This is a genomic window from Ruegeria sp. AM4 (assembly GCF_056540665.1).
Genome location: NZ_JBQFXD010000001.1, coordinates 211,196 through 237,224 on the forward strand (window position 1 = coordinate 211,196; position 26,029 = coordinate 237,224).

Genomic DNA, 26,029 nt, shown 5'->3' on the forward strand with positions numbered 1-26,029 from the left:
CAACAGGCTTTTTCGCATTTTGCATGCTCTTTTGCTCGGTATTTCCCGATTAAGAACAATACACGCTACTAGGTTCTATTGGTTCCGATGGCGGATCGGAACGCGCGGGCTGCAAGGCTGACCGCAGGTGGGTCAGCCCGTCGGGCTGGGAATTGGTGCTCAGTCGCCGCGCAGCAGGGCCGCGACTCCGGTCCGGGCGACCTCGACCAGGCCCAGCGGGCGCATCAGGTCTGCGAAGGCATCGATCTTGTCGGGCACGCCTGTGATCTCGAAAATGAATGAGTTCAGCGTGCTGTCCACCACGTTGGCGCGGAAAATATCCGCCAGACGCAGCGCCTCGACCCGCTTTTCACCTTCGCCAACAACCTTGATGATCGCCAGTTCCCGCTCGACCGAAGGACCCTCGACCGTCAGGTCATGCACGTCATGCACAGGCACAATCCGGCCCAGTTGCGCCTTGATCTGCTCAATCACTTGCGGGGTGCCTGTAGTGACGATGGTGATGCGGCTGAGATGGCCGGTATGGTCGACCTCGGCCACTGTCAGGCTTTCGATGTTATATCCACGCCCCGAGAACAGTCCGATCACACGGGCCAGCACGCCGGGTTCGTTTTCGACCAGCAGCGCAATCGTATGGCGCTCCTGCTCGTCCGAGAAGGTGGGCCGCAGGTTATAGGCCGAGTGGCGGGTAGAGCCTTTGACGATGTTTAGCGGGGTCATGGTGTTTCCTATGAAGCGTAAGGAGCAGGAAGGGGAGAGCGAAGCCGACGAACAATGGCGGACACGCATACGATAACAGCGGCCAGCGCGACCGGAGCAAATGCGAACCGCATGCCCATGTTCGGCAGGTCGGTAAAGAACATGATCAAAAAGGCAGGTGTGATACCCAACCACATCAGACCGGCGAGTATAAGCCCGGCTGTGTTGCCACCCAGAACACCAGCGCGCAGCAGAAACAGTGCTGCAGGTGCAAGCAGGGCGGATTCGTAGAACCACAGATAGGGCGTCGAGGTAACAATGCCCAGCAATAGCGTTGCGGCCTTCAGGTCGAACCCGATCTTCGGGCTGCGCCAGGCAACGAAGACGATAACGGCTGCCAGCCCGGTCATGACCCACTGCAGCATCAGCGCCACCTGATCCGAAATTCCAAGACCGGAAAACGCCGAGAACGCACTGATCATAAGCGAGTTTTCGTTGCTGGCTCCGCGGACGTTGTCGAAATGATATTGCATCATTGCGACCATTTCTGGCCAATATTCAACGCCAACGATGAGCGTCGAAACCACGGTGATCACAATCGTCGTGACCGCTGCCGATACAAAGGTCGTCCAGGCCGCTGCGGCGATCAGCGCGATAGGGATAAGCAGCCCAAGTTGCGGTTTGAGCGTCAGCAATCCGATGACAATGCCCGCCAGAATAGGACGTTCGGCGCGCATCAGCGCCAATGCACCAACAATGCCTGCGGTCCACAGAACGCTGGTTTGCCCCATGGTCAGGTTGGGCATCATCGCCGGGGCCAGTGCAAATCCCAGCCACACGGGCGTGATGCCACCCGAGAACGGACGGAACGCAACCAGCGAGGCACCGATTGAGGCTAGGGTAAAGACCAGCCACGCGGCTGAGAACGACAAAAGGCCCAGTGGCATCAAGGCGACAAGAAATCCAGCCGGATAAGCCCAGGGCATCCACTCATCGTCGAAAACGCCATGAACGGTAGACAACTGATCGATGTTCAGCGCATCCAACGGAGCGCCGGAGGCGGCCAGAGTTGCAGCCGCCCAGAACACTCGGAAATCCACATTCAGCGACGCTTTGCCGTCCTCGAGCAGTTCAATCCAGCTCAACGAAATCCAGATCGCGCAAAACGCCAACAAAAGCGCGGGCATCAGGGTTCCGGCCTGCCAGCCCCTGCGCCCTTTGAAAATCGCCAACCGCGCTTCGGCGCGCTGGGTTTCCTGATCGCGATTTAGGTCCATCTGTTTCATTGAGCTGTTTGTTGTTTATTGCCTGAGTCTTGCACCAAGAAGTTAAACTAGAACCGACCCTTTCGAGTCGATCACGCCCTGTGTTTCAGCCTCACCCAGCAGCATCTCGTTATGGGCTTTGCCCGACGGGATCATGGGGAAGCAATTCTCGTGCTTTTCGACCAGACAATCAAAGATCACCGGACCGTCATAATTGATCATCTCGATGATCGCGTCGTCCAGGTCGGCCGGATCGCTGATCATGATGCCCTTGGCTCCGAATGCCTCGGCCAGCTTGACGAAATCGGGCAGGGCTTCGGACCAGGAATGCGAATACCGCTCGCCATGCAGCAGTTCCTGCCATTGGCGAACCATGCCAAGACGTTCGTTGTTGAGGATGAATTGCTTGACCGGCAGGCGATACTGTACCGCGGTGCCCATCTCTTGCATGTTCATCAGCCAGGATGCCTCACCCGCCACGTTGATCACCAGCGCGTCCGGGTGCGCCATCTGAACGCCGATCGAAGCAGGGAAGCCGTACCCCATGGTGCCCAGTCCGCCCGACGTCATCCAGCGGTTGGGGTCCTCGAACCCAAGATACTGGGCGGCCCACATCTGGTGCTGACCGACTTCGGTCGTGATATAGCGGTCGTGCTTTTTCGTCAGTTCTTCAAGACGTTGCATCGCGTATTGCGGTTTGATCGACTTTTCGCTGTTGGTGAAAGCAAGGCAGTTGACCTTGCGCCATTCGGCGATCTGCGCCTGCCACTGCTTCACATTTGCAGCATCGGTCTTGCGCCCGCGCGCTTTCCAGACCTTCAGAATGTCCTCAAGCACATGGGCAACGTCGCCGACAATCGGAATATCCACGCGGATGACCTTGTTGATCGAGGACGGATCGATGTCGATATGCGCCTTCTTCGAATTGGGCGAGAAGGCGTCGATGCGACCGGTGATCCGGTCGTCGAACCGGGCGCCGATATTGATCATCAGATCGCAGTCATGCATCGCCAGGTTGGCCTCATAGAGACCATGCATGCCCAGCATGCCCAACCAGTTCTCGCCCGAGGCAGGATAGGCACCCAATCCCATCAGGGTCGAGGTGATCGGAAAGCCCGTTGCGTCCACCAGCTCACGCAGAAGCTGGCTGGCGGCAGGGCCCGAATTGATGACGCCGCCACCGGTGTAGAAAACCGGTTTCTTGGCGGTTTCCATCGCTGCGACCAGTTCTGTGATCTCTTCCAGATCGCCTTTCAGCGTGGGCTGGTAATGCGAGGTCGACGGTTTGGGTGCCTTGTATTCACCATTCGCAAACTGCACGTCTTTGGGAATGTCGACCAAAACCGGACCCGGGCGGCCCGAAGTTGCGACATGGAACGCCTCATGCATGGTTTCAGACAGCGAATCCGTGTCCTTCACCAGCCAGTTGTGCTTGGTGCAGGGGCGGGTGATGCCAACGGTATCGGCCTCCTGAAAGGCGTCCGAACCGATCATGAAGGTTGGAACCTGGCCAGTCAGAACCACAATCGGGATCGAGTCGAGCAATGCGTCGGTCAGGCCGGTCACAGCGTTTGTCGCGCCGGGGCCAGAGGTCACAAGCGCAACACCGGGTTTGCCGGTCGACCGGGCATACCCTTCGGCAGCGTGAACTGCGCCCTGTTCGTGCCGCACCAGAATGTGGCGAATGTCGTTTTGCAGAAAGATCTCATCATAGATCGGTAGGACGGCGCCGCCGGGATATCCGAATACCGTGTCCACACCCTGATCCTTGAGGGCCTGAACCACCATCTTTGCGCCGGTCATCTCACGTGTCATCTGCTTTGCTCCGTTCGCGACATGTGTCTTGCGTTCCGCATAAAAAAAGCCCCCGACTTTTCGGAGGCGCATGGGTTCGAGTATGGTTTTCCGTTACCGGCCCATGCGCGTTGTTCCCACGATTACGACTAGCGCTTTCATCGCCAGAGGCTCCTTTTTTGCGTTGCAGCGACATTATGAGCGGGGGAAAGGGGCGTCAACAGGCAATTGAACCAATTTCGTAACCGAGAAGACGTTTTTTTCGAAATTTTATTGCGCGAAATGCCGCATGGCGGGAATTTTCAGGAAATCTCTTCAAGGATGGCCGGGAAAGACGCGAATTTTCAGGTCAAAAAGCGTCAGGCCGATGTCTGAAACGGGCATGATCGGTGCCTTTGGCTGCGACAGGGTGGAGCTGATAGCGGTAAAAGGGAGGGTCGGATCATGTTGCACGATCTGATTGACGTTGGACGGTATCCGATTGATCGCCCGGATTCATGGGCCTACGCGCAACTGATCAGGGATCTTCAGCGCGACCTGAACGAAGAGGGCTGCGCGGTTCTGACCGGTTTTGTCCATGACAAGGGGATCGAGAAAATACTGGCCGAGGCTGACGCGGTCGCAGGCAACGCACATCGGTCGTTCAATCGCACCAACGCCTATTTCACAAAGGACGATCCGCGTTTCGGGATCGGTCACCCGATCCGCAGGTTCTATGACCGCTCGAACGCATTTGTTCCTGCCGACAATTTCAAAAGATCGGGACCGCTGCGCCGGATTTACGAAGACCCGTCATTCATGCCCTTCATTCGCGCAGCGCTGGGTGAACCGGCCGAGCGGTTCTTTCGCTACGATGACCCATTGGCGGACGTCATCATCAATGTCGTTGAGGAAGGGCAGGGGTTTCCCTGGCATTTCGATACCAACAATTACACCGTAACTCTGGCCATTCAGAACGGCGAGGACGGAGGAGCTTTTCAGTATGTTCCCAACCTGCGCACGCCTGAAGAGGAGAACTTTGGCGCGGTCGCCTCGATTTTGGACGGTGACATGAGCGATGTTCGGCAATTGGATTTGCAGCCGGGCGATCTGCAGATCTTCAAAGGGCGCTATGCCTTGCATCGGGTCGCCCCGGTAGAAGGCGCGCGCAAGCGCTATGTTGGCATATTCTCGTTCGTCGAGGCCGAAGGCATGTGCGGAGGGGTCGAGCGCACCCGCCAGCTGTATGGCCGGGTGCTGCCCCATCATTATGAGCGCGAAGGGAACCGGAAAGACCAACTGTTGGACTGAGGCAGGACGCGGTATGTTGGACCTCATTGAATTCAGGAGGTTCAGATGGCCAAAATATTGCAGCTCACACCTTTTGTTTTGTGCTCGTCCCTGCGGAATCAGATCGCGTTCTACTGTGACCGGTTGGGATTTACCTGCGGGTTCACGCAGGACAACTATGCCTATCTGTCCAACGGGCCGATTGCGATACGTCTGCTGGAATGCCCACCGCGCCCGGACGGGCGACCATTGGGTGACGATCAGTCGTTCTACGTCGATGTTCAGGACATTGATGACCTATTTGCGGCGTTGGCACCGCGCTTGTCGGATCTGCCCGAAGGGCGGGTGCGTCCGCCCTTTGATCAGCCCTACCAACAGCGTGAGTTCCACGTGATCGACGAGGATGGAACGCTGGTGTTTTTCGGCCAGGACATCAGCCCGCGCGCCAATGGGTGAGCACTCCCGCCCGTTGTCGACACGCCTTGCGGCGCATCTCCGCCGGTTGGGCCGGGCAGCGCGTGCCGCGCTGCGGTCAGGATTGGGTTTGTCGACTACGCGCTTTTGGAGACCGTGAATTCGATCAGGTCCCAGCGATTTCCAAACGGATCTCGCCATACCGCGACGGTTCCGTAGGGTTCGTGTCGGGGTGGTTCCTCGAATTCCACACCGGCAGACAGCATCGCCGCGTGGTCGCGATTGAAGTCGTCGGTCTCGAGAAAGAAGCCGACGCGTCCGCCGGTCTGGTTGCCGATCGCAGTGGATTGTTGCTCGCCGACCGCTTGTGCCAAGAGAAGCGAGCCGCCAGTGGACCCCGGCGGTGCAACGCGCACCCAGCGCTTGCCCGCGCCCAGATCGATGTCCTGAAGCAAATCAAAGCTTAGAACCTGAGTATAGAAAGAAATGGCCGCGTCATAGTCGGGAACGACCAGCGTCACCGCGTGAAGGGATTGCCGCATACCTTAGCCCTTGGTCGGGTGACGGTCAGGCAGTTGAATATTGGCGACCTGTTCGGCAATAGGCGGCGAAGACAGCGGGTGATGCCCGGCGTCACCAAACTTGCTTGGGTCTTTGACGGCTTGCCACGATCCCCCCAAATAGACTTGAAATCCCGAAAACTTGGCCTTGTAACCCATCTTGGGGCTGCCGGGGACCCAATAGCCCAGATAGACATAGGGCAGGCCAGCCTCACGCGCGATCTCGATATGATCAAGGATCATGTAGGTCCCCAGCGAGTCCTGCTGTTTGAGTGGGTCGTAGAACGAGTAGACCATGCTGAGTCCGTCATCCAGAACGTCTGTCAGGCTGACGGCAATCAGCGTGTCGGTTTCGGGATCGGCATATTCCACGACGCGGCTGCGGATCGGGGTTTCCTCGATCATCGCGGCGAATTCGAACACGTCCATGTCGGCCATGCCGCCATCCGCGTGGCGCGCGTCCAGATATTTGCGGAACAGATCGAACTGTTCGTCCGTGGCCCAGGGCGATGTGGCCCGGCGTTTGAGATAGCTGTTACGCCGCAACACGCGTTTCTGGCTTTTGCCCGGTCGAAACGCGGCGACGTCGATACGTGCCGACAGGCAGGCGGCGCAATCGGTGCAAGAGGGGCGATAAAGAACGTTTTGCGAGCGACGGAACCCCTGCTGGGACAGGCTGTTGTTTAGCTGATCTGCGCCTTCACCCTGCAAGGCGGTGAACAGCTTACGCTCCATCCTGCCCTCAAGATAAGGGCAGGGCTGGGGTGCCGTCACATAGAATTGTGGCGCGATAGGCAGCGTGTGTCGCATGAAGGTCCTGTGTTTCCCGTGGCGTGATGATAGCAACGGTTTCAGGACCCGCCAAGTGTTTCACGCGATCTTGGTGTCAGGCACGTCTGTTCATCATGACCGTGCCCAGAAAGGCGTCGGTCAGGCCCTGACACCGGGCGCTGGTCAGCATCATGACGACCGAGATGATCTGGAGAACCGGAAAGGCCATGCTGACAAAGTAACCGGCTGTGTGCGCCACGGCTTTGCCCATGTCCATGCGTTCGCCGAACGAATCCCGCAGCTCGATACCCATGAAGCGCATGCCCAGTGTCGCCGAGCCATTTGCGATGGTCACCACGCGATAAACAAAGCTGACGACGGCGTAGATCAGCGCGAGGATGAAGAAGCCCATGCCAAAGGTCAACAGAATGGCGACGGTGCAGAGCAGCGAGATGAAGGCGATGTCAAACAGCCACGCGACGAACCTTTTGGTTGCGACGGATTGATAGAATTCTGGCTGACTGTCTGGGTCGGGCAGGTGGGTCATTTTCAGGTTTTCCGGGTGGTAATCTTGGGAAGAACCCTGTCCCGAAATGCGGGACAGGGCAAGTCTGGATCAGGCGCGTTCGCCGTTTTCCGCATCGTCGTGGTTATCGCGGGCGCGTTCGTCCATGAACTGGTCGAACTCGGCCTTGTCCTTTGCATCACGCAGGCGGCGCAGGAAGGCTTCGAAGTCCTTCTGCTCACGCTCGAGCCGGGCCAGTGTATCGGCCTTGTAGGCGTCAAAGGCGCTGTTGCCCGACGGTTTCATTGCGCTCATGTGGCTGTTCCAGGATTTGCGGCGGCCGCAGGATTTGCTGAACATACATTTGCTCCAGATCATGTAGGCAAGAAAGGCCAGGCCGATGGGCCAGAAAAAGATAAAGCCAAGGACCATGGCAGCGATCCAGGCCCCTTTGCCCTTGCTGTCCAGCCAGGCTTCGGCGCGGTAAAGCCATCCCGGATTTTCGGGGACGGCGGGTTCGGATAATGCGGTCATGTTGTGGTCTCCGGGTTGATGTAAAAACTGTTTACATTCCCTAGATGGGGCGGGGAGAATGGGGTTGCAAGGGGTCAATGTGAAAAAGATTTACATTTTGTAGAAAGACCTGTCCGGTTGACGTTGCCAGGGTAACAGAGCAATTTGCCAAAATGTCTGTCACGGAACGAAAAACCGCCCCCTCACTTGCTGAAATCCTTGCGTTGGAAAAGAGGGTCTGGGCCGCTTTGGTCGATCGCGACGCGCAGGCGGATCGCGCATTGCTGAGCGCGGATTTTCTGGGTGTCTATCCCAGCGGGTTTGCCAATCGCGACGATCATGTGGGCCAGTTTGCCGATGCGCCGACCATGGCGCGGTTTGAACTGAGCGAAACCCAACTGCGTGTGCTGACGCCAGATATCGTGCTGCTGTCCTACCGGGCCGACTATCAGCGACCGAGCTCTGAGATGACAGAGACGATGTTGATTTCGTCGCTATGGGAGCGGCGACACGATGTCTGGGTGAACAGTTTCAGCCAGGATACTCCGTTGGATCGCCAATGACCGCGCCTCTGTCGATTCAGCGTTTGCCGCGCGCTTATGACACGGCGCTGGGCGAGGAAACCCGCGGACTGGTCGGTGATGTGACGCCCGAGCAGGCCGATCTGATTGCGGGCACGGCGGGGTCCAGCCCCTATCTGAAGGGGTTGATCGAGCGCGAGTCGGATTGGCTGCCAACGGCGCTGCACAACCCGGATCAGGCCCTTTTCGACATGATGGCCGCCGCGCGCGACCTGCCGCCGGATCAGTTGAAGCCGGGGCTTCGGGTGGCAAAGCGGCGCGTGGCGTTGTTGACTGCGCTCGCGGATCTGGCAGGCGCCTGGCCCCTGGAAAAGGTTACTGCGGCGTTGACCGATTTTGGCGCTTTGGCTGCGGATGTTGCGGCAAAGTCCGAAATTGCGGCCCTGATCCGGCGCGGCAAGTTGCCGGGAATGACGCCCGATGACGTCGAAACCGCCGCCGGTATGGTCATTCTGGCAATGGGTAAGATGGGCGCGCATGAGCTGAACTATAGCTCGGATATTGATCTGATCGTGCTGTTCGACGAAACCCGGTTCGATCCGGATGACTTCTATGATGCGCGGCATGGGATGGTACGGGCAACGCGGAACTTCTGCGCCACGCTCAGCGACAAGACGGCAGATGGTTATGTGTTTCGCACCGATCTGCGCCTGCGGCCTGATCCGGCGGTGACCCCGGTGTGCATGGCAATGGAAGCCGCCGAGCGATATTATGAAAGCCTTGGACGAACCTGGGAACGCGCGGCTTATATCAAGGCGCGCCCCTGCGCCGGCGATATGGCTGCGGGTGACAGGTTTCTGGAAACCCTGCGCCCGTTTGTCTGGCGTCGCCATCTGGATTTTGCCGCCATTCAGGATGCCCACGACATGCGTCTGCGCATTCGCGAAAACAAAGGTACCGGTGGCGCGCTGGTGATCCCCGGGCACGACATGAAGCTGGGGCAGGGTGGCATCCGAGAGATCGAGTTCTTCACCCAGACCCGGCAATTGATCGCGGGCGGTCGCGATCCTGATCTGCGCGTACGCGGAACTGTCCCGGGTCTTGCAGCGCTGGCCGCAAAAGGCTGGGTGCCGCAGGATGTGGCCGAAAAGCTGACCGATCATTACCGTGCGCACCGCGATGTCGAGCACCGCATCCAGATGGTGCACGATGCGCAGACCCACAAGGTTCCGAACTCCGACGACGGAATCGAGCGCGTCGCATGTCTGATGGGGATCAGCCGAGAAGAGCTGACCGCCGACCTGACCCATCGGCTGACCGAAGTCCATGAACTGACCGAGGGTTTCTTTGCGCCGGGTCAAAGCGCGCCGACACCTGCAACAGACGAGGTCGAATTTGACCAAAGCGTGCTGGCCCGCTGGCCCACCTATCCCGCGCTGCGCTCGCAGCGCGCCCGTCGCATTTTTGAACGCCTGCGACCAGAATTGCTGACCCGGCTGGCCAAGACAGCGCAACCCGCCGAGGCGCTTCTGGCCCTCGACGGTTTTCTGGCCGGGCTGCCTGCCGGTGTTCAGGTGTTTTCGCTGTTCGAGGCCAATCGCCAATTGATCGACCTGCTGATCGACATTGTCGGGACCTCGCACGCGCTGGCCTCGCATCTGTCGCGCAACGCTTCGGTGTTTGACGCGGTGATCGGTGGCAGTTTCTTTCTCGACTGGCCCGGCCAAGGGGCGTTGCAAGAAGAACTGACCGGGTTGCTGGCGGCTGAAAGAGACTATGAATCACAACTCGATCTGGCGCGGCGGTGGTGCAAGGAATGGCACTTTCGCGTTGGTGTTCACCACCTGCGCGGGCTGATCGACGGTGCGCAGGCAGGTCAGCAATACGCCGATCTGGCACGCGCGGTCATCGCCGCCATTCTGCCCATCGTCGCCGCGCAATTCGCCAACAAGCACGGGCCTGCACCCGGGCGCGGGGCGACTGTCCTTGGCATGGGCTCGCTTGGGGCCGCGCGGATAAACTCGCAATCCGATCTCGACATGATCGTGATCTATGACCCATTGGATCAGGACATGTCGGACGGGCCGCGCCCGCTGGCCACACGGACATATTATGCCCGCTTCACGCAGGCGCTGATCACGGCGTTGTCCGCGCCGATGTCGCAAGGGCGGCTGTACGAGGTCGACATGCGTCTGCGCCCATCCGGAAATCAGGGGCCCGTCGCCACAAGCTGGGCCAGCTTCGTCAATTATCAGCAGAACGAAGCATGGGTCTGGGAGCATCTGGCCCTTACCCGCGCGCATGTGGTTGCCGGTGATCCCGGGCTGGCCACGGATATTGAGAGCTTCCGTGCCGAGTTCCTGTCGCGCCCACGCGATCACCGCAAGGTCCTGCAAGAAGTGGCTGAAATGCGCGACAGGCTCGCCGCCGCCAAATCCCCTGCGGGCATCTGGGACGCCAAGAACGGACCGGGGCGGATGATGGATATCGAACTGATCGCCGAAACCGGTGCATTGCTGTCGGGAACAGCGCAGCGCGACGTCCATTCCGGTCTCGACGGTGCTGTCGCTGCTGGTCTGCTGGATGTCGCGCAAGGGCAGACTCTGAAAGAATGCTACGATCTATGCTGGTCGGTACAATGCGCGACGCGGCTGTTGTCCGGCAACGCGATCGAGTCGGACCGGATCGGCGAGGGGGGCGCGGCATTCTTGTGTCGCGCGACCGGGTTCGATCAGGTTCACGACCTTCAGGCCGCTTTGGCGGACACATACACAACCGCCGCCGCGCTGATCCAGGCGGTAGTCGAAGAGGGCAAAGATGGCGCGCAGTGATGATCCAAACGATCCCAAAGGGCTGATCCGCGAGGCCTATCGCATCGAGGGTATCGCCTTGCCCGAATGCCGCAGCATCTTTCTGGACTGGGCGCTTGGGTTTCCACCCGACCGCGATCAGCAAAAGGCACTTGCGGTATTGCACGCGTTATATGCGACCGAACATGCCGATCACCCGATGACGCAGGTGCTGCGCGAAGGGTTGGAAACTGCGCAGGCTCCGAAACGACGCGGCGGCTGGCGCGGCCGGGCGCGGTAGGGGGCTTTCCCCGGCGCGCGTTCGCGACTATGAGGGCGCAATGACCCAGACCGCCGACCGCCCCCGCATCCGCCTGAAACCCAAAGCCAATGCGCGCGGCCTGCGTCATGGTTTCCCGTGGGTCTACGCCAATGACATCGTCACCGACCGCCGCACGCGCAAGATTGAACCGGGCGCTCTGGCGGTGCTTGAGGATGACAAGCGCAGCCCGATAGCTTTGGTTGCGGTCAATCCGAATTCAAAAATCATGTGCCGGGTGCTGGACCGTGATCTGAACGCCGACTTGAACCCAGAATGGTTCGAAACACGTCTGCGCCGCGCGCTCGATATGCGCGCGCAACTGTTCGACGCGCCGTATTACCGCCTGATCCACGCCGAGGCCGACGGATTTCCCGGCGTCATCATTGATCGCTTTGGCGCGGTTTGCGTGATCCAGCCCAACGCGGCGTGGGCCGAACAACATCTTGAGACTCTGACCGATGCTCTGATCAAGGTGACCGGCGTGACGACAGTGTTGAAAAATGCCTCAGGCCGCACGCGCGGGCTGGAGGGGTTGGATGATGTCAGCCTGACTTTGCGCGGCACGACACCCGATGCACCGGTGCCGGTCCCCATGAATGGCGCAACTTACATGGCCGATCTGACCGGCGGTCAAAAGACCGGTCTGTTCTACGACCAACGTCCGAACCACGCCTTTGCCGCACGCTTGGTGCAACCGGGCGCGCAGGTTTTGGATGTGTTCAGTCATGTTGGCGGTTTCGGCCTGGCGATGCTGGCTGGTGGCGCAGGGCAAGCCCTTGCTGTGGATGGCTCTGCTGCCGCTCTGGATCTGGCGGCGCAAGGGGCGGTGGCGTCGGGGTCCGATGACCGCTTTCAAACCCGGCACGGCGATGCTTTCGAGGTGCTGACCCAACTGAACGACGAGGGCGCGCAGTTTGACGTGGTCATCTGCGATCCGCCTGCCTTTGCCCCATCGAAACAAGCACTCGATGCTGGTCTGCGCGCCTACGAACGTATTGCCCGTCTGGCCGCGCCTATGGTCAAACCAGGCGGCTATCTGGGTCTCTGCTCATGCTCGCACGCCGCTGATCTCGGCCGTTTTCGCGATGCATCTGCGCGCGGGATCGGACGGGCCGGGCGTCGCGCACAGATGATCCACACCGGAATCGCCGGGCCAGATCACCCACAACTGCCGCAATTGGCCGAAAGCGGTTACCTCAAAGCTGTGTTCTACCGGCTGTGAAGGCGGTTCTGGATACCTGCGTCATCTATCCCACCGTAATGCGGGAAATGCTGCTTGGCGCGGCGAAACTCGGCCATTTCACGCCCTTCTGGTCCCCACGCATCCTCGAGGAATGGGCGCGCGCCGCCCGCAAGCTTGGCCCCGCGGGCGAGGCGCAGGCGCGCGCCGAAATCGCCCTGACACAAGCTCAGTGGCCCGGTGCCGAGCGTCCAGCGCCGCCGGGGTTGGAACACCGCCTCTGGCTGCCCGATGCCGCGGATATCCACGTGCTCGCAACTGCCGTGGCGTGCTCGGCGGATGTGATCGTCACGGTCAACGCAAAAGACTTTCCAAGGAACATTCTGGCGGAAGAAGGGCTGGAACGACGCGATCCCGATACCTTGCTGCACGGGTTCTTTGTCGATGATTCAGACGGAATGACTCAACTAGCCGAAGGTGTTCTGTCTGAGGCCAACCGCCTGTCCGGCGACCAGTGGACCCTGCGCAGCCTGATGAAAAAAGCCCGTCTGCCACGCCTAGGCAAAGCCCTGAGCGTCTGACGGGTTCCATTTCGTCTGGCTATAATTTTCCGGAGAGCGTGCGAGGCTGACCTACGCTCACCCCTGCTTCCAACGCTGCTCGAGCGTTTCCAGCGCCGCAATACGCTCATCCGTCTTCGGGTGGCTCATCAACCAGGCGGGAACAACACCCGCGCGCTGTTGCGTCAGATCTTCCAGCTTGTGAAACAGGGATTTCTGCGGCCCGATGCCGATTCCGGCCTTGGTCAACAATGCAGCGGCGTATTCATCCGCCTCGTACTCATCGCCGCGTGACAGGCGCGAGGCCAGCAGGTGTGTCAGCATATTGGCGATCCAGGCGCCGATAAACGGAATGAACCGGTTCAGCAGCATCATCAGCGCCGCCCGCAGGGCATTCTGCCCCGAAAAATCGATCATTCGACGCCGCGCATGTCCAAGGGCCACATGCCCCAGCTCATGCGCAATGACACTGGCCATTTCCTCGGCCGAGACCTCTCCATTTGCAAACTTCCGGTAGAACCCGCGCGTAATGAAAATCCGCCCGTCTGGTGCGGCCAACCCGTTCACCGGGTCGATCTCGTAGATGTAGACCGGCACGCGGTCGATTTCCAGCGCTGCCGCCAGCCGGTCGGTCATGCGTTTTAGCGCCGGATCGGCCAGTTCGGTCGATTTGGCATCCAACTCGCGATGGGTGCGCCAGACCGAAATCCGGTACATCGCAATGGCATAGAGGACGGCCAGCAGGATCGGGGTGATGCGAAGCATATGTTAGATATGGTCGATTCCGCACAAATCGCAAGTCGGGTGGCAGCCGTTATTGCCACCCTCAATGTGCAGAGGACCGAATTGCTGGCGTCTGTTCATTCTGACCCGGTTGAGACCGGGATATTTCAGTCGGTCGAACAGATGCCCCGGTCGTTGGTTTGCGTGGTGCCCTTAACCATCATGTTGTATTTGAGGCTTTCGTAATTCATCACAAAAGTCACAACGGTCTGATCCTTGATCAGCACATATGTCATCGAGTCCCCGGCCGGATAGATATCCGCTTCGCCGTCGACGGTGGAGGTCGCAATGGTTCCTTTGTCCGCGCCGCCTGTCCGGGTCAGCGTTACCTCGCTGCCATCAATGTCCGAAACGCAATTGACGACGAAATCGTCCTGTCCCAGCGGTGTATTGGCAAGCGCTGCCTGCGGAGCAAATGTCAAAAGGGCAAGAGGAATGAGGCGGTGCAGCAGCATGGAACCTTCCGAAGTGTTTTATGTTGGGGATGTGGTCTGTCCGGTGCGCGAACAGGGTTGGTTATTCGTTCTTCGGATGGCGCGTATCGGGCAATTACGACCAGATTGGGGCCGGGATTGGGTCACTGCATGGCGGCAAGCCCGCGCACGTCAATCCCGGAATTGACGGGGAAACTTCCTCAATTCCTGTCATATATGCGGATTGGCTCATATGATCCGAGACCGGGGGTTGACAACGATAGTGTCTGAATGAAACCTCGGAAACGTTGGGAGACATTGGAAAAATCAAGTAACTGCACCTTCTGCAAGGCAAACCGTCGGGGGAAACCGGCGTATGGCCGGGGTTATGTGCAGATGACGTGAATCCATCTCCCCCAAAATAAAACTTGGGAGTTCTTAGATGAAAAACAGCAGCAAGCTCAGCCTCGGCGCATTTGTGACCGCGGCCATGATGGCGCCGGCAGCCTATGCCGAAGAGTTCATCACCATTGGCACCGGCGGTGTCACCGGCGTGTATTACCCGACCGGCGGTGCAATCTGCCGTCTGGTGAACAAGGGGCGCAAGGAACATGGCGTGCGCTGCTCGGTCGAATCGACCGGCGGATCTGTCTACAACATCAACACCATCCGCGAAGGCGAGCTGGAGTTCGGTGTGGCCCAGTCCGACTGGCAGTACCACGCCTATAACGGCAGCTCGAAATTCGAAGAGGCTGGTCCGTTCGAAAATCTGCGCGCCGTCTTCTCGGTTCACCCCGAACCGTTCACCGTTGTGGCTCGTGCCGATTCTGGCATCGCCAACTTCGAGGACCTGAAGGGCAAACGCGTAAACATCGGCAACCCCGGTTCCGGTCAGCGCGGCACCATGGAAGTTCTTCTGGGCGAAATGGGCTGGACCACCGATGATTTCGAACTGGCGACCGAGCTGAAAGCGGCAGAACAGTCCGCAGCTCTGTGCGACAACCAGATCGATGCGATGGTCTACACCGTTGGTCACCCTTCGGGCTCGATCCAGGAGGCCACAACCGCCTGTGACTCGGTTCTGGTGAATGTCAGCGGCGACGCGGTCAGCAAACTGGTCGACGACAACTCGTTCTACCGCACCGCGACCATTCCCGGCGGCATGTACCGTGGTTCGGATGGCGACACTGCAACCTTTGGTGTGGGCGCGACATTCGTGACCTCGTCGGACGTGTCGGAAGACGCGGTTTATGCGGTTGTCAGCTCGGTCTTCGAGAACTTCGACGACTTTAAAAAGCTGCACCCGGCCTTCGCCAACCTCAAGCCCGAGGAAATGATCGCCGACGGTCTGTCGGCCCCGCTGCATCCGGGTGCCGAGAAGTACTACAAAGAAAAAGGCTGGATTCAGTAAGCCAGACTTAAAGCAGGGTGCCCATTGGGCGCCCTGCCACCCAAACCCGAACAAATCGGGTGATCTAGAAGGCCAAAAAGGCCGCGACGGGGAGACTTTTCATGAGTTCCGAAACGCAATCCAATCGTCCGCTATCCGAAGAAGAGCTACAGGATCTGGTCGCCTCATCCGATGCGGGCGGGCGCAATCCGGTCGGCAATGTCGGAATTTTTCTGGCCGTCGTAGCGGCGATCTGGTCGATTTTCCAAGTGGTTCTGGCCTCGCCGCTGGCCAACTATGTGTTGCCGGGCAGCGTGGTGAACAACGCACGGCAATTCCATCTGGCCTTTGCCATGTTTCTGGCCTTTGCCGCCTATCCGGCGCTTAAATCCAGCCCGCGGGACTATATCCCGATCCAGGACTGGATCATGGGTCTGCTGGGCACCTTCGTCGCGCTTTATGGATACTTCTTCTACAACAAGATCGTCGACGCAGGCGGTTTGGCCGATGACACAGATAAGTGGGTCGCTCTGGTCGGATTGCTTCTGCTGTTTGAGGCCGCGCGTCGTGCGCTTGGCCCGGCGATGGCGATCATCGCGACAATCTTTCTGGCCTACGTGTTCTTCGGCTCGTCGGAATGGGTCCCCGAGGTTATCCGCTGGAAGGGCGCAAGTCTGAAAAAGGCCATGAGCCATATGTGGATCACGTCCGAGGGCGTGTTCGGCATCGCCTTGGGTGTTTCCACCAAATTCGTCTTCCTGTTCGTTCTGTTCGGGGCCTTGTTGGATAAGGCCGGGGCAGGGAACTACTTTATCAAAATGGCGTTCGGCGCGCTTGGCCATCTGCGTGGTGGCCCGGCCAAAGCGGCCGTTGTGGGTTCTGCGGCAACCGGCCTGATCTCGGGTTCCTCCATCGCCAATGTTGTGACGACCGGGACATTCACCATTCCGCTGATGAAACGCGTGGGCTTTTCCAGCGAACAGGCGGGCTCGGTCGAGGTTGCCTCATCCGTGAACGGTCAAATCATGCCACCCGTGATGGGGGCTGCGGCCTTCCTGATGGTGGAATATGTGGGCATCTCTTACGTCGAGGTGATCACCCACGCCTTCCTGCCTGCAGCGATTTCCTACATCGCGCTGGTCTATATCGTGCATCTTGAGGCGGTGAAGCGGAATATGCCGACGCTGGGCGACCGCGACGTGCATCTGGCGCGCACCGTTGTCGGGATGCTGTCTTTCTTCCTGGTTTTTGCCGGTCTGTGCTACGGCTCGCAATTCCCGGTCGATGCAGTGACCGCATGGGTGCCGTCTGCAGCGGGTCTGGTCCTTAGCCTGATCGTCTGCGCGGTTTACGTTGCTCTGCTCTATTTGGCCGCACAGGTGCCGGATCTGGAACCTGACGATCCAAACGCCAAAGAGGTGCAACTGCCGGTCATCGCCGATATCTACAAGGCAGGCCTGCATTACCTGCTGCCGATCATCGTGCTGGTCTACTTCCTGATGATCGAACAGAAGTCACCGGGCCTTTCGGCCTTCTGGGCCACGGCGCTGCTGTTTGTGATCCTGCTGACGCAGAAACCGCTCAAGGCGATGTTCCGGGGGCAGAGCAATCTGTACAACACCTTCATCGACGGCGTTGCTGATCTGTGGCAAGGCCTGATCGACGGCGCGCGCAACATGATCGGGATCGCTCTGGCCACGGCGACGGCGGGTGTGATCGTTGGCACCGTGACCCTGACCGGTGTTGGACAAGTGATGGCGGATCTTGTTGAGTTCCTGTCGGGCGGCAACCTGATCCTGATGCTGATAATGGTTGGCCTGCTCAGCCTGATCCTTGGCATGGGCCTTCCGACCACTGCGAACTACATCGTCGTCAGCTCGCTGATGGCTGGTGTGGTCGTGGAACTGGGCGCGCAAAGCGGGTTGATCGTGCCGCTGATCGCGGTGCACCTGTTCGTCTTCTATTTCGGCATCATGGCGGATGTGACACCTCCCGTGGGTCTGGCGAGTTTCGCCGCTGCGGCCGTGTCGGGCGGGGACGCAATCAAGACAGGGTTCACCGCGTTCTTCTACTCGTTGCGGACCGTTGCGCTGCCGTTTGTGTTCATCTTCAACACCGACCTTCTGCTCATCGACGTGACATGGGTCGAGGGGATAATCGTGGCCATATTCGCGACGATCGCCATCCTGGTCTTCACGGCGGGAACCATGGGCTATTTCCTGACCCACAGCCGCGTCTACGAAAGCATTGCGCTGATTCTGGTGGCCTTTGCCCTGTTCAGGCCCGATTACCTGATGGACCGCGTTTCTCCGCCGTTCACGTCGGTCGAGCCTGCGGCCTTTGTCGAAACGATTGGCGAGACGCCACCGGGAACCGAAGTGCGCATGGTCATCAGCGGGCCGGATTTCGACACGCTTGAAATGACGGACACCACGGTCGTCGTGCCGGTCGGCAGCGAGGAAGGCGGTGCCGCGCGTGTCGAGGCTATGGGTCTTCTGTTGCTCGAAGAAGATGGCCTGATCAAGCTGGAAGAACCGATGTTCGGTTCGCCGGTCGCGGATGATCTGGACATCTTTGACTATTATGGCGACGACGCCGTGCGCCTGACCTCGGTCAGCCTGCCGTCCAGCCAGCCGCCCAAACAGCTGATGTACATCCCGGCACTGATCCTTCTGGGTCTGATCGCCTTCCTGCAACGCGGCCGTGCCGCCAGACAAGAGGTGCCAGCATGACCAATTCCGTACTTTGTGCTGTCGATATCAGCAATGGTGATCTTGACGTCGGCGTACTTAAGCGCGCTGCGGCGCTGGCCGATCTGGACGGTGCGCGGCTGGATGTGGTGACGGTCACGCCCGACTTCGGAGAAGGATTTGTCAGCAGCTTCTTTGAACCGCATCACCACGAACAGGTGATGCAGGAGGCCCACGACAAGCTGGTTGCTTTGTGCGAGGCCACCTTGGGCGCGGACCGCAACGCCAGCGTCCGCCACGTTGTCGCCACCGGTACCGCTTATCAGGAGATCCTGAAAACGGCCGAGGGTGCAAGCAGCGATTTGATTGTCATCGGGGCGCATAAGCCGGACTTCAAGGACTACTTGCTGGGTCCGAATGCCGCCCGGGTGGTGCGGCATTCGACCGTGTCCGTCTATGTCGTGCGCTAGGTGCAGTTAGTAGCCGGTCATCTCAAGATAACCCTGTCCGGTGTGGCTGCCTGAGACGCGCACCGGACCCTCCCAATAGGCAAACCGGGTGCCCATCCAAGCACCGGGGTTCATGGCCGCGACCTCGATCTCGACGTCCCTGTCCGGCAGGGTTACGCGCCAGTGTGTCGGTATTTCGCGGCCCGCAACGCTATTTGTTGCCAGCGGCGTAAACTGAACCGAACCGTCCGGCAGCGCAACGCTCTGCCCGTCAGACTCGATCCATGTGGACGAGGTGAAATCGCCCCGCGCACCCCGTAGACGGAAGGCCATCAGTTTCTGCCCGCCCTCAAAGCTCAGCGAAAACCAATCCCAACCGGTCTGATCATCGGACAAGGGTTGCGATGACCATTCGCGATCCAGCCACCCCTGACCGGTGACCGGCACATCGCCGGTCGGCAGGTGCAGCACACCTTGGACTGTGTAGAACGGCTGTGAATAGTAGTGACTTGCCTGTCCATCCGCCGACTTGACCGAATAGCCCCGGTCGCCGTGAAAGACCAAAGGGCCGGTGGCGGTCAGGGACAGGTCGTAACTGAAGTCTGCACCGCTCGCGGCCAGGTCCAACCTGTCCATCCCTGTCCCCTGCATGTGCCAATCGTCGATCCATGCGGCAAACGGCTCTGCTCGGACGCCAGCCTGCCCAATCCCTCCCCGCGAGAGCCGCTCGGCAAAGTGGTGGCTGTCGGGCGTGGTCACGGCGGCATGGCCCATCCAGATTTGCGGGCTTTGCCAGCCTTCGGTTTCAAAGGGCTTGAGAGCGGATCGGAACAGGGTCCACTGGATGCCGTAATCCACGCCGTCGGCGTCTTGCAGGTTTGCGGTCAGATACCACCACTCGATCCGGAAGTCGGGATGCGGGCCATGGTCCTTCGGGAATTCAAGCGCATATCCGGGCTTTGGAACATTGAACCCTTCGGCGCTGGTCCCAAGCCCGGCATAGCCCTGTGCGAAAGCACCGACTGGCAATAGCAATACTATCAAGAGGGCCCTAACGTTCATTTGCAAACACCCTTAGCAGGTCGGCAGGTGGCAGACGCATCAGTCGCAGCGCAGGCAAGGCGGCGGCGATGGCCGCCGCCACAAGCGTCAGCGCGAACAGACGCAGCCAATCGGCTGGAAACAGGTACATTGGCAGTCGCCAACCGAAAGCCTGCACGTTGATCACGGCCAACAGGACCCACGCCAAAACAAGCCCCAGCGGCAGTGCAAGGCAAGCAGTAAGCGCCGCCAGCAAGACGCTGCGCAGCAGCTCCAGCCGGGCTAGCCTTGCACGGGTCAGCCCCAATGCCCAAACCGGTGCGACCTGAGGCAAACGCTGGGTCCAGAGAGTCAGAAGGCTGGTCAGGATGGCGAACCCGGCCACGCCCAGTGTCAGAATGTTCAGCGCCGAAGTCACGACGAAGGTCTTGTCGAATATCGCCATCGACTGCGCCTTCATGGCACCTTGCTGAACAACGGCCGAAGCGGGCAGGTCGAACTGTTTTCGCAACGCCTGCGCCAAATCCGTTGCGCCCGCTGGGTCTGTCCGGATGCCAAAACGACGGGTCGGTGTTTCCGGAACAATCTGGTCCAGCACAGGCATCGCAACGATGGCTTGCCCGGTCGGATTGCCATAGTCGGAATAGACACCGGCGATCGTCAGTATGTGATCTGTTCCAAGGGTCAGTTCATCGCCCGGCCAGAGATCCGCGCGCCGGGCCAATTGTTCATTGATCAGAATGGCGCTGTCCGTGTGCACTTTTGCCCAGGCTTCGGGCGCGCGGGCGATCAGCGGCCAGTGTTCACGATAAGTCGGGTCGTCGACGACTCCGTACAGGAACAATGGCCCGGTCTCATGCGACAGTTCAACGCTGCGGATCGGCAGAACCGCATCAACTTTCGGTGCCAACCAGGCGGCGATCTGGCTACCTTGCGCGTCGTCCTTTGCGGTGACGTACAGCTCGGAGGTCAGGCGTTGGTCCAGCCAGCCGGTAAAGGTCAGCCTGAAACTGGACACCATTGTGCCGACACCGATATTTGCCGCCAGTGCCAGCATCAGAGCCATCAGCGCCAGCGAGAGCCCGGGCAATTGAGACCACATGTCCGCCCACACCCATTGCGCAACCGGGCTTTTGGCACGGCGCGACAGCACCGTCAGCACTCCTGATAGCATCAGCGGCAACAGCAGCGCTGCACCGGTCAGCACTCCGGCGAGCAATACAAATCCGGCAAACAAGTCCCCAATCAGCAAAAACAACGCCACGCCACCACCGATCAGCGCAAATCCGGCGATTGCGATCATCCGCCCTGATGCGCCGCTGTGGCGCCATGCCTGCATTCCGGGACCGGCCAGCAAGGGCATTTTCGAGAGCCGCCAAAGCGCGTGAAGGCTGGCGGCCAGCGTACCGCCCACGGCCATGACAAGCCCGGTCAGAACCCAGGTAAGACGCAGGGCCAAGTGCCCCTCTACCGGCGCTCCATAAAGTCCGCGCAGAGAGGCTGCGACGTCCGGCAGAAGGGCTCCGGCAATGAAAAAGCCAAGAACCAGCCCAAGCGTGCCCCCGGCCAGTGCCAGCAGAACAAGCTCGGCCAGGATGATGCGAACAAGGCTGGGCATGGTAACCCCAAGCGCCCGAAGGGTGCGGATCATCCCGCGGCGTTGGGAAAAAGCCAGACCGACCGTGCCGTGAACGATGAACAGCCCAACAGCAAAGGACAGCAAACCAAAGGCCGACAGATTGAGGTGAAAGCTGTCTGTTAGTTGTGTCGTGTCCATCTGCGCGGCCGGGCTGGTGCGGGTCAGATCAGGGGCGATATCGTGCAACCGAGGCAGGCCCTTTGGCTGGTCAGGCAGAACCAGAAGTCTGGAAATCTGACCGGGCTTTTCCAGCAGTGCCTCGGCCACGCCGATATCGGTCAAGACAAAGCCCGGCGGCAATGCGGTGCTGACCAGGGCGGGTGGGTAACCATCCTGCCCGTCAAACACTGACGCCAGGTCCGGTGATATCAGCAGGAGCCCGGGCGCGGTCAGAATGTCCGCAGGCTCGGGCGGGGTCTCGCTTTGCTCAATTTGGGTGACAGCGGGCAGGGCGGGGGCTGCGACCATGTCTATGCCCATGACCCGAACCGAGCGTCCGCCGACCCTGATCGAACCATCCAGCACCGCAGCAACCTGCCAGCCCGCGCTTCGCAGGTCGACGTAACGGGACAATGGCATCGGGCCCGACGGGTCCCGAATTTCGTCAAACTGTCCAAGGGCCAACTGGTTGCTTGCGCGGGTATAGCTGGCGCGGGCCTCGGCGTTGATCGCCTGCACCGCCGACCAGAGCCCCGTTGCCAGTGCGATGCCGGTCAGCAAGGTCAGCAGTTGCATCCGGTGCGTGCGCCAGTGGGACAGCAGGACCAGAACAACTGTGCGGGTCATGTGATCCGACCACCCGTCAGATGCGCGCGGCGGTCCAGCCGGGCAGCGATGTCTGGCGAGTGTGTCACCAACAACAGCGCGGTGCCCGTGTCTGCAACCAGCGCCAGCATAAGATCCAGTACCACCGCGCTGGCGGTTTCGTCCAGATTTCCGGTCGGTTCGTCCGCCAACAGCAGCATCGGCCTGGAGGCCATGGCGCGACCGATGGCCACCCGTTGCTGCTGCCCGCCGGACAGATGCTCGGGGTATCGGTCCAGAACGTCGCGCAGCCCAAGCCGATCGGCCAAATGCGCAACCCAGTCCGGATCATGTCGGTCGGCAAGACGCGCGTGCAAAGACAGGTTTTGCGCCACGGTCAGCGAAGGAATCAGATTGAACTGCTGAAAGACCACCGAAAGACTGGTGCGCCGCAACTCAGCCAGTCCGGCATCGTCCAGCGCCGATAGGCGCGTGTTGTTCAGCGTGATCTCACCCCCATCGAACCCGTCCAGCGCCGCCGCCAAGTGCAGCAGAGTGCTTTTCCCGCTGCCGCTTTCGCCGGTCAGCGCCAAAGTCTGCCCGGCATCCAACGCCAGCGACACGTCGTTCAGAACCGGTCGCCCGCCGGGATAGGATTTCCGTACATGGTCAAGTGTCAGCAGCATTGTTGGCCTCATCCGGTGCCTGTCACAATGTGCAACCCGCGCTGCATCTGTCCAGAGCCCGCATAGGTGCCTTTCGCCGCAGGGTGCCGCCCGTTGCAGGGTTGTCCTGCGCTGCGTCAAAGCGCATTCTGACCCGGCGGCCCGGGCAAACAAAGGATTGATCTCATGTCATTATCGCAGCAGATTTTCTGGGGCAGCCTGTATCTGGGGATCTGCTTTCTGATCGAAATCCTGCTGCTGACCTGGAGCGTGGTGATCATCCGCAGGCTGCTGGAGAAATGGGAAAACCGCAGCGCCGTTCTGACCACTGCCGGTCCGATCTGTATCGCGCTGATGTTCATCGTGCTGACCCACACGGTACAGGTGTGGATCTGGGCCATCGTCTGGGTCACGCGCGATGTTCTGCCGGATTGGAACGAGGCGCTGTATTTCTCGCTGGTGACGTTCACGACGCTTGGCTATGGCGACATCGTTCTGGGCGACGGGCTGCGCATTTTCGGGGCATTTGCAGCGGTGACCGGGCTGCTGGCATTCGGTCTGTCGACGGCGTTTCTGGTGGCCCTCATGACCCGCGTGTTTCAGGAAAAGTTCATATCCTAGAGAATAGGTGCGACGAGCCGCGCGAGTGGCGCGCCATACCGGACATAGACAGGCTGTTGCGGCAGACGACGCGTAAGCTCGTAGCTGTTTTCAAAATCGGTTTTCAGCATGTCAGCGACCGCCTTCGCCGCGCGATCATCAAAGAACAGGGCCATCGCTTCGAAATTCAATCGGAATGAGCGATTGTCCAGGTTGGTCGTGCCCACGGCGGCCAGCGTATCGTCAACCACAAACACCTTCTGGTGCAGGAACCCGTCGGTATAGCGCAGGACCTTAACGCCGCATTCTCGGATCTCATCAAAATAGGCAAAAGCGGCCAGCCAGGGCAGCCGGTGGTCGATGACTTCGGGCACCAGAATGCGAACATCGACACCGCGCAGGGCCGCGTGTTTCAGGGCGGACATAATGTCGATATCGGGCACGAAATAGGGCGAGGCAATCCAGACGCGCTTTTTGGCCCCGGCAATCGCGGAAAAGAACATCATCGAGCCGGTTTCGGTTTCGTCGCCCGGTCCTGTTGCGACCAATAGCGCATTCATGTCCTGATCGGACTCGCTGCCGGCCCAGTCCAGCTTGTCGATCAGATCCTCGTTGCGCGCCCAGTGCCAGTCTTCGGTGAAGATCAGTTGCAACTGACGCACGATATGGCCGGTCATCCGGGTATGGGTGTCGCGCCAGCGCCCGAAATGAGGGTTTTGTCCCAGATATTCGACGCCAATATTGTGACCGCCGATGAACCCGACCTCGCCATCGATAATCACTGTCTTGCGATGATTGCGATAGTTCAGCTGAAACCGGAAATTCGGCCCCCGCTGTTCGCGGGGCGAGGCGACGTCAATGCCTCCGGTGCGCATGTCCTCGATATAGCTTTCGGGCAGGCCATAGCTGCCGACACGGTCGGTCATGAACCGGACGTGAACACCCCTTTGCGCGGCAGCAATCAGCTTTTGTTGCATCTGCTGACCCAGCGCGTCATCTCTTACGATATAGAACTGAATCAGTATGTATTTCTCGGCGGCATCTATAGCTTCAAAGATCGAGGCAAAGGTCGCCTCGCCATCAATCAACAGCTCGGCCCCGTTCCCGCGTGACACAGGCAGATGGGCCAGCGCCTCGAACGGGCGTGGATTGATGCGCATCTTGTCCGGGTCCGGGCGCGAGAAATCTGCAAAGGACTTGATGCCTTCGACGACCCGCTCGCTTTCGCGCCGGGCAATGCGATATCCGCGAAACCTGTGATGGCCCAGAAACAGATAGGCCGGAACCCCGATCATCGGGGCGGACAACAGGAAGACGACCCATCCCACGGCCCCTTGCGGGGTACGCGCTGTCTGGGCGGCACGTACGGAAAAGAACAGGGCCGTGCAGTACAGGCCAAAGAGAAAAAGCGAAACAAGCAGGGCCCACATCAGGTCGACATCATCCGGGCAATTCAGTTCGCCCCAGTGTAGACGCGAGACCAGTCGTTCGCCATATCCACAATGACCCACCCCATGTCAGGACCCTTGTCGAGACCATCAACCAGCTTGCCAATCGGGCTTTCGCGGTCATAGGCCCATTCGCGTTCACCGTCGGTATGATGCACCAGAATACCCAAGCGCGGCCCGTCGCCTGCGGTTGTCCATTCGATCATCGCAAAATCGCCGTCAGAATTGCCCCCGGCCAGAATTGGGCGGCGCCCGATGGTGCGCTCGATATTGATTGGTTTGCCTTCCTTGTCATCGACAAAGGCAATGCCAGAGGCTTTGGCGATCACCGGCCTATCTCCGTCCGAGTCATAGGTCGTCTCGCCATAAGTGCCCAGTACCTGCTCGGGCGGGATGCCATAGGCCTCTTCGGCGAATACCCGCATGAAATGCAGCCCGCCGCCCGAGACGATATAGGTTTTGAAGCCTTCATCGCGCAGATAGCGCAAAAGCTCGACCATCGGCTGATAGGTCATCTGGTCATAGGGCAGCCCGGTATCCGCATGCCGGGCGGTGTCCAGCCAATCTGCGACCGATGCCTGAAACGCGTCGACGCTGACCCCGGAATGCGAAGCGTTCACCACCTCGATCAGTGCGTCATGCCCGCCTTGCAGCACGGTCGCCAGATCGCCCTCAGCGGCGGCTTGTAAAGTCGGAGTGCTCAGGATCGAAGAATCTTGTTCGGCCAGTTCCGCCAGGCGGTCCATCGCGAAGATGAATTGGAAATAGACCGGCTGTTCGGCCCAAAGCGTGCCGTCATTGTCGAAAACAGCGATCCGTTCAGCAGGGGTCACATAGTCCGGACCTTCGGCATCGGTGACGGCGGCGACAAAATCAATGATCCGCCCTTTTGCCTCTGATGTGGTCCAACTGGGCAGGGGGTCGGCCAAAGCGGACAGCGGGGCGCAGGCTAGAAGGGCGCTTAGAAGAATATGTCGCATGAAAAACTCTCGGATAGCTGGAAAG

The 26,029-nt window shown here is 59.8% G+C and carries 25 protein-coding genes; 11 read left to right on the plus strand and 14 right to left on the minus strand.

From position 1 onward, the window contains the following. Window positions 1–159 precede the first annotated feature (159 nt). Genes ilvN through ACR0JA_RS01060 form a run of 3 tightly spaced genes read right to left on the minus strand, consistent with a single transcriptional unit; the run spans window position 160 to window position 3,779 of the window. The gene (ilvN, locus tag ACR0JA_RS01050; RefSeq protein ID WP_480568723.1) at window positions 160–720 is read right to left on the minus strand and encodes an acetolactate synthase small subunit; all 561 of its coding nucleotides are present in this window, start codon (window positions 718–720) and stop codon (window positions 160–162) included. Window positions 721–728: 8 nt separating this feature from the next. Further along, entirely contained in the window at window positions 729–1,985 is a 1,257-nt protein-coding gene (locus ACR0JA_RS01055) for a glycosyltransferase family 87 protein (RefSeq protein WP_480568726.1), read from the minus strand. 42 nt (window positions 1,986–2,027) lie between these two features. Further along, window positions 2,028–3,779, minus strand: coding sequence for an acetolactate synthase 3 large subunit (locus ACR0JA_RS01060; RefSeq protein WP_480568728.1), 1,752 nt, complete (start codon window positions 3,777–3,779; stop codon window positions 2,028–2,030). 423 nt (window positions 3,780–4,202) lie between these two features. Here ACR0JA_RS01060 and ACR0JA_RS01065 point away from each other — a divergent pair, with 423 nt between their 5' ends. Together ACR0JA_RS01065 and ACR0JA_RS01070 are read left to right on the plus strand one after the other, a co-directional pair. Then, the gene (locus ACR0JA_RS01065; RefSeq protein ID WP_480568731.1) at window positions 4,203–5,048 is read left to right on the plus strand and encodes a HalD/BesD family halogenase; all 846 of its coding nucleotides are present in this window, start codon (window positions 4,203–4,205) and stop codon (window positions 5,046–5,048) included. Between the two features lie 45 nt (window positions 5,049–5,093). Continuing rightward, window positions 5,094–5,483 carry a bleomycin resistance protein gene (locus tag ACR0JA_RS01070; RefSeq protein ID WP_480568734.1) on the plus strand — a complete coding sequence of 130 codons (390 nt, stop codon included), beginning with the start codon at window positions 5,094–5,096 and terminating at the stop codon, window positions 5,481–5,483. Between the two features lie 95 nt (window positions 5,484–5,578). Here the strand turns inward: ACR0JA_RS01070 and ACR0JA_RS01075 are convergent, their stop codons facing one another. The 4 genes from ACR0JA_RS01075 to ACR0JA_RS01090 all read right to left on the minus strand — a co-directional run bounded on the left by ACR0JA_RS01075 (window position 5,579) and on the right by ACR0JA_RS01090 (window position 7,811). After that, on the minus strand, window positions 5,579–5,983 hold the full coding sequence (locus ACR0JA_RS01075) for a VOC family protein (protein WP_480568737.1): 405 nt from the start codon (window positions 5,981–5,983) through the stop codon (window positions 5,579–5,581). Window positions 5,984–5,986: 3 nt separating this feature from the next. Next, complete coding sequence (locus ACR0JA_RS01080; protein WP_480568739.1) at window positions 5,987–6,811, minus strand: arginyltransferase; 825 nt, start codon at window positions 6,809–6,811, stop codon at window positions 5,987–5,989. Window positions 6,812–6,887: 76 nt separating this feature from the next. After that, window positions 6,888–7,319, minus strand: coding sequence for an RDD family protein (locus ACR0JA_RS01085; RefSeq protein ID WP_480568742.1), 432 nt, complete (start codon window positions 7,317–7,319; stop codon window positions 6,888–6,890). A 69-nt stretch (window positions 7,320–7,388) separates the two neighbouring features. Then, window positions 7,389–7,811, minus strand: coding sequence for a DUF2852 domain-containing protein (locus ACR0JA_RS01090; protein WP_480568745.1), 423 nt, complete (start codon window positions 7,809–7,811; stop codon window positions 7,389–7,391). 152 nt (window positions 7,812–7,963) lie between these two features. Between ACR0JA_RS01090 and ACR0JA_RS01095 the strand changes: the two genes are divergently transcribed. Genes ACR0JA_RS01095 through ACR0JA_RS01115 form a run of 5 tightly spaced genes read left to right on the plus strand, consistent with a single transcriptional unit; the run spans window position 7,964 to window position 13,183 of the window. Then, window positions 7,964–8,353, plus strand: coding sequence for a DUF4440 domain-containing protein (locus ACR0JA_RS01095; RefSeq protein WP_480568748.1), 390 nt, complete (start codon window positions 7,964–7,966; stop codon window positions 8,351–8,353). Next, window positions 8,350–11,142, plus strand: a complete 2,793-nt coding sequence (locus tag ACR0JA_RS01100; protein WP_480568751.1) for a [protein-PII] uridylyltransferase family protein — start codon at window positions 8,350–8,352, stop codon at window positions 11,140–11,142. Before ACR0JA_RS01095 ends, ACR0JA_RS01100 begins: the two co-directional genes overlap by 4 nt. Further along, window positions 11,129–11,401 (plus strand): hypothetical protein, encoded by a 273-nt coding sequence (locus ACR0JA_RS01105; protein ID WP_480568754.1) that lies wholly within the window; start codon window positions 11,129–11,131, stop codon window positions 11,399–11,401. The genes ACR0JA_RS01100 and ACR0JA_RS01105 overlap by 14 nt, the downstream gene beginning before the upstream one ends. Window positions 11,402–11,441: 40 nt before the next feature. Continuing rightward, complete coding sequence (locus tag ACR0JA_RS01110) at window positions 11,442–12,644, plus strand: RSP_2647 family RNA methyltransferase (RefSeq protein WP_480568757.1); 1,203 nt, start codon at window positions 11,442–11,444, stop codon at window positions 12,642–12,644. Further along, on the plus strand, window positions 12,641–13,183 hold the full coding sequence (locus ACR0JA_RS01115; protein WP_480568760.1) for an RSP_2648 family PIN domain-containing protein: 543 nt from the start codon (window positions 12,641–12,643) through the stop codon (window positions 13,181–13,183). Before ACR0JA_RS01110 ends, ACR0JA_RS01115 begins: the two co-directional genes overlap by 4 nt. 57 nt (window positions 13,184–13,240) lie before the next feature. Here ACR0JA_RS01115 and ACR0JA_RS01120 read toward each other — a convergent pair whose 3' ends face one another. Both ACR0JA_RS01120 and ACR0JA_RS01125 read right to left on the minus strand, forming a co-directional pair. Next, a complete protein-coding gene (locus tag ACR0JA_RS01120) occupies window positions 13,241–13,927 on the minus strand; it encodes a M48 family metallopeptidase (RefSeq protein WP_480568762.1) in 687 nt (228 codons plus the stop codon). A 125-nt stretch (window positions 13,928–14,052) separates the two neighbouring features. Beyond that, on the minus strand, window positions 14,053–14,400 hold the full coding sequence (locus ACR0JA_RS01125; RefSeq protein ID WP_480568765.1) for a hypothetical protein: 348 nt from the start codon (window positions 14,398–14,400) through the stop codon (window positions 14,053–14,055). A 400-nt stretch (window positions 14,401–14,800) separates the two neighbouring features. Here ACR0JA_RS01125 and ACR0JA_RS01130 point away from each other — a divergent pair, with 400 nt between their 5' ends. From ACR0JA_RS01130 to ACR0JA_RS01140, 3 genes are all read left to right on the plus strand, one after another. Further along, window positions 14,801–15,769, plus strand: coding sequence for a TAXI family TRAP transporter solute-binding subunit (locus tag ACR0JA_RS01130; protein ID WP_480568767.1), 969 nt, complete (start codon window positions 14,801–14,803; stop codon window positions 15,767–15,769). Between the two features lie 101 nt (window positions 15,770–15,870). Further along, window positions 15,871–18,480 (plus strand): TRAP transporter permease, encoded by a 2,610-nt coding sequence (locus tag ACR0JA_RS01135; RefSeq protein ID WP_480568770.1) that lies wholly within the window; start codon window positions 15,871–15,873, stop codon window positions 18,478–18,480. Continuing rightward, window positions 18,477–18,908: a universal stress protein gene (locus ACR0JA_RS01140; protein WP_480568773.1), complete on the plus strand. Its 432-nt coding sequence runs from the start codon at window positions 18,477–18,479 to the stop codon at window positions 18,906–18,908. The genes ACR0JA_RS01135 and ACR0JA_RS01140 overlap by 4 nt, the downstream gene beginning before the upstream one ends. Before the next feature lie 6 nt (window positions 18,909–18,914). Here ACR0JA_RS01140 and ACR0JA_RS01145 read toward each other — a convergent pair whose 3' ends face one another. Genes ACR0JA_RS01145 through ACR0JA_RS01155 form a run of 3 tightly spaced genes read right to left on the minus strand, consistent with a single transcriptional unit; the run spans window position 18,915 to window position 22,997 of the window. Next, complete coding sequence (locus tag ACR0JA_RS01145) at window positions 18,915–19,949, minus strand: lipocalin-like domain-containing protein (protein ID WP_480568776.1); 1,035 nt, start codon at window positions 19,947–19,949, stop codon at window positions 18,915–18,917. After that, window positions 19,939–22,353, minus strand: a complete 2,415-nt coding sequence (locus ACR0JA_RS01150) for an ABC transporter permease (RefSeq protein ID WP_480568779.1) — start codon at window positions 22,351–22,353, stop codon at window positions 19,939–19,941. The genes ACR0JA_RS01145 and ACR0JA_RS01150 overlap by 11 nt, the downstream gene beginning before the upstream one ends. Beyond that, window positions 22,350–22,997, minus strand: coding sequence for an ABC transporter ATP-binding protein (locus ACR0JA_RS01155; RefSeq protein ID WP_480568782.1), 648 nt, complete (start codon window positions 22,995–22,997; stop codon window positions 22,350–22,352). The genes ACR0JA_RS01150 and ACR0JA_RS01155 overlap by 4 nt, the downstream gene beginning before the upstream one ends. A gap of 165 nt (window positions 22,998–23,162) precedes the next feature. On the opposite strand from ACR0JA_RS01155, the gene ACR0JA_RS01160 reads away from it, so the two are divergent. Continuing rightward, complete coding sequence (locus ACR0JA_RS01160) at window positions 23,163–23,597, plus strand: potassium channel family protein (protein ID WP_480568785.1); 435 nt, start codon at window positions 23,163–23,165, stop codon at window positions 23,595–23,597. Here ACR0JA_RS01160 and cls read toward each other — a convergent pair. Then, window positions 23,594–25,006 (minus strand): cardiolipin synthase, encoded by a 1,413-nt coding sequence (gene cls, locus ACR0JA_RS01165; protein WP_480568788.1) that lies wholly within the window; start codon window positions 25,004–25,006, stop codon window positions 23,594–23,596. The genes ACR0JA_RS01160 and cls overlap by 4 nt on opposite strands. Before the next feature lie 23 nt (window positions 25,007–25,029). Continuing rightward, on the minus strand, window positions 25,030–26,004 hold the full coding sequence (locus ACR0JA_RS01170) for an HAD family hydrolase (RefSeq protein ID WP_480568791.1): 975 nt from the start codon (window positions 26,002–26,004) through the stop codon (window positions 25,030–25,032). Window positions 26,005–26,029: the final 25 nt, after the last annotated feature.

Coding starts and splice junctions, on each gene's coding strand:
- ACR0JA_RS01085 (WP_480568742.1), bottom strand. CDS start 7,319: ATGACCCACCTGCCCGACCCAGACAGTCAGCCAGAATTCTATCAATCC.
- ilvN (WP_480568723.1), bottom strand. CDS start 720: ATGACCCCGCTAAACATCGTCAAAGGCTCTACCCGCCACTCGGCCTAT.
- ACR0JA_RS01105 (WP_480568754.1), top strand. CDS start 11,129: ATGGCGCGCAGTGATGATCCAAACGATCCCAAAGGGCTGATCCGCGAG.
- ACR0JA_RS01140 (WP_480568773.1), top strand. CDS start 18,477: ATGACCAATTCCGTACTTTGTGCTGTCGATATCAGCAATGGTGATCTT.
- cls (WP_480568788.1), bottom strand. CDS start 25,006: ATGTGGGCCCTGCTTGTTTCGCTTTTTCTCTTTGGCCTGTACTGCACG.
- ACR0JA_RS01135 (WP_480568770.1), top strand. CDS start 15,871: ATGAGTTCCGAAACGCAATCCAATCGTCCGCTATCCGAAGAAGAGCTA.
- ACR0JA_RS01155 (WP_480568782.1), bottom strand. CDS start 22,997: ATGCTGCTGACACTTGACCATGTACGGAAATCCTATCCCGGCGGGCGA.
- ACR0JA_RS01080 (WP_480568739.1), bottom strand. CDS start 6,811: ATGCGACACACGCTGCCTATCGCGCCACAATTCTATGTGACGGCACCC.
- ACR0JA_RS01130 (WP_480568767.1), top strand. CDS start 14,801: ATGAAAAACAGCAGCAAGCTCAGCCTCGGCGCATTTGTGACCGCGGCC.
- ACR0JA_RS01100 (WP_480568751.1), top strand. CDS start 8,350: ATGACCGCGCCTCTGTCGATTCAGCGTTTGCCGCGCGCTTATGACACG.
- ACR0JA_RS01145 (WP_480568776.1), bottom strand. CDS start 19,949: ATGAACGTTAGGGCCCTCTTGATAGTATTGCTATTGCCAGTCGGTGCT.
- ACR0JA_RS01055 (WP_480568726.1), bottom strand. CDS start 1,985: ATGAAACAGATGGACCTAAATCGCGATCAGGAAACCCAGCGCGCCGAA.
- ACR0JA_RS01090 (WP_480568745.1), bottom strand. CDS start 7,811: ATGACCGCATTATCCGAACCCGCCGTCCCCGAAAATCCGGGATGGCTT.
- ACR0JA_RS01120 (WP_480568762.1), bottom strand. CDS start 13,927: ATGCTTCGCATCACCCCGATCCTGCTGGCCGTCCTCTATGCCATTGCG.
- ACR0JA_RS01110 (WP_480568757.1), top strand. CDS start 11,442: ATGACCCAGACCGCCGACCGCCCCCGCATCCGCCTGAAACCCAAAGCC.
- ACR0JA_RS01160 (WP_480568785.1), top strand. CDS start 23,163: ATGTCATTATCGCAGCAGATTTTCTGGGGCAGCCTGTATCTGGGGATC.
- ACR0JA_RS01095 (WP_480568748.1), top strand. CDS start 7,964: ATGTCTGTCACGGAACGAAAAACCGCCCCCTCACTTGCTGAAATCCTT.
- ACR0JA_RS01150 (WP_480568779.1), bottom strand. CDS start 22,353: ATGACCCGCACAGTTGTTCTGGTCCTGCTGTCCCACTGGCGCACGCAC.
- ACR0JA_RS01075 (WP_480568737.1), bottom strand. CDS start 5,983: ATGCGGCAATCCCTTCACGCGGTGACGCTGGTCGTTCCCGACTATGAC.
- ACR0JA_RS01125 (WP_480568765.1), bottom strand. CDS start 14,400: ATGCTGCTGCACCGCCTCATTCCTCTTGCCCTTTTGACATTTGCTCCG.
- ACR0JA_RS01070 (WP_480568734.1), top strand. CDS start 5,094: ATGGCCAAAATATTGCAGCTCACACCTTTTGTTTTGTGCTCGTCCCTG.
- ACR0JA_RS01065 (WP_480568731.1), top strand. CDS start 4,203: ATGTTGCACGATCTGATTGACGTTGGACGGTATCCGATTGATCGCCCG.
- ACR0JA_RS01060 (WP_480568728.1), bottom strand. CDS start 3,779: ATGACACGTGAGATGACCGGCGCAAAGATGGTGGTTCAGGCCCTCAAG.
- ACR0JA_RS01170 (WP_480568791.1), bottom strand. CDS start 26,004: ATGCGACATATTCTTCTAAGCGCCCTTCTAGCCTGCGCCCCGCTGTCC.